Here is a 2,022-nt window from a genome sequence, read left to right on the forward strand (position 1 = left end):
GGGCAGCGCCGTTACGGCTAAGAAAGCTTCGAAGACTCTTAACCAGCTTGGTTTCGCGGGCACAATGCATAAAGGTCTGGGGTGTTTCGGGATTGGTCGTGCTAAACGTGTAGAGCGTACCGAAAGCGAAGCTGCGTCAACAATCGCGGGTTTTATGGTTTTCCTTTCGGACGAATGTCGCCCCACTGAACGGGCGCGATCTCGTTGTTTTGTGTTGCTCGACAGTTCCTGGTAAACGCATTAGCTTTCAAGGGCCTCCCAAAAGTGTGCCGCTTCTAGGTGGAAACTCGGCCGTCATTTCCGCATTGTGCGGGTAGGATGCGAAACACGAGCAATGTCGATGATTACTCAGGGCAAACTGATTGGGCAGCTTCTTGCGCTCGGCACGCTTGGTCTGCTGGCGATCGGCTGTACCTTGGTGCTTTGGCCCTTCCTATCCGCCATTCTGTGGGCGGCTGTGATATGTTTCTCGACATGGCCCGCCTACAAATTGTTTGAGCGAGCTCTCGGCGGCTATCGGGCACTCGCCGCGGCCGCCATGACAGTGCTGGTCGTCGTTGTCATCGTCGCACCGCTTGCATTGCTGGCAACGACGCTCGCGGACGATATCAGCAGTTTGGTGGCAGGGGTCACCCATGTCCTCGAAAAGGGCCCGCCGGCACCGCCGGATTGGGTGAGGGGGCTACCCATTGCCGGTGAGGGCTTGGCTAATTATTGGGAGGGCTTGGCACATAACGCGCCGGCCTTCGCCATCGAGCTGAAGAAATTGATCGGCCCTTTCGCCGATGTCGCTCTGATTGGGGGAACGCTGTTTGGCGCCGGTCTTCTCGAACTCGCGCTAAGTATCTTCATCGGCTTTTTCTTATTTTTGCACGGGCGGCGTCTGACCGCCCTTACCCGTCAGATCGCGGAACGGGTGGCGGGAGCCCGCGCTCGAAGATTGCTCAGCGTGGTTGGAGTGACAGTGACGGGCGTTGTCTATGGCCTGATCGGCACGGCCCTGGCCCAAGGCCTCCTCGCCGGCGTAGGTTTCTGGATTGCCGGTGTGCCCCAGGCGTTGTTGCTCGGATGCCTGACATTTGTTCTGTCGTTCGTGCCGGCGGGGCCTCCCTTTGTATGGGGACCTGTCGCGCTGTGGCTTTTCATGCAGGAATCAGTCTGGTGGGGCATCTTCATCGCGATTTGGGGCCTACTTCTTGTTAGTAGTATCGACAATTTCCTGAGACCCTATCTCCTCGGGAAAAATATCAACTTACCCGTTTTGCTTGGGCTCTTCGGTCTAATTGGTGGCGTCCTGGCCTTCGGCCTCATCGGCCTTTTCCTCGGGCCCACGCTGCTGGCGGTTGCCCACAGCCTATTTCGCGAGTGGATCGCGGCGGAGCTTGAAGAGCGAAGGCAACCTCCGTCCTCTTCAACGGGGCGAGACCAGCGTTCGGGACCGCGCCAGGGGGGCTAACTTCGTTGGTGCCGCGGCGCGTCGTGAGCGCGCCTCGCCCGGAGCAGATTGCCCGCCGTCACAAGCCGCCGGTCGGCTCCAATGCTGTTGATTTGCCGGGCACTGCCAGTTCTAAGCTCGGGCGTCCAGAAGTGTCCCGAAGGGCATTATGCTAGAAATGCCGTTCCCCCCCAGCAAAACTGGTAGAGACTGCGTCCAATTTTCTAGCAACATAGCCACATCGTCATCGCTGTAGCGAGAACGCCCTGCAAGGATGCAACAGGTGCCCATCCGGGAAAACCCCGATCTTGCGGAGCAGGTCGCGGGCCCAGATTAAAACAAGAAAAACCAGCCTCTTGGTAAGGAGCTCAGACCCTTCGCAACTACGGCGGAGCCCTTCCTCGATGATCATTTCAGTGGGGGCGAGTATCGGGCGTGGGACCGATGAGCGGAAGTTGAGGCATCCCTCGTTTGAGGAGATCAGGGAGAGGGCCGACGATGGACGGTGTCTGGCATAGCAGCCTGCTCCCCGGATCGATCTAGGTGAGCTTGCTCTCCACCGCGGCCGAGGAACTCTTTCGCAGGTA

The 2,022-nt window shown here is 58.8% G+C and carries 2 protein-coding genes; both read left to right on the forward strand.

Annotated elements, in window-relative coordinates; translation table 11 throughout:
* Positions 1-235, forward strand: a 235-nt coding sequence (locus tag AC6CIG_RS29585; RefSeq protein ID WP_498324373.1) for a hypothetical protein, incomplete at its 5' end; no start/stop codon positions are given.
* A 105-nt stretch (positions 236-340) separates the two neighbouring features.
* Positions 341-1,456: an AI-2E family transporter gene (locus AC6CIG_RS29590; protein WP_440854626.1), complete on the forward strand. Its 1,116-nt coding sequence runs from the start codon at positions 341-343 to the stop codon at positions 1,454-1,456.
* Positions 1,457-2,022 lie beyond the last annotated feature (566 nt).

This window comes from Sinorhizobium sp. GQ132 (assembly GCF_059758575.1).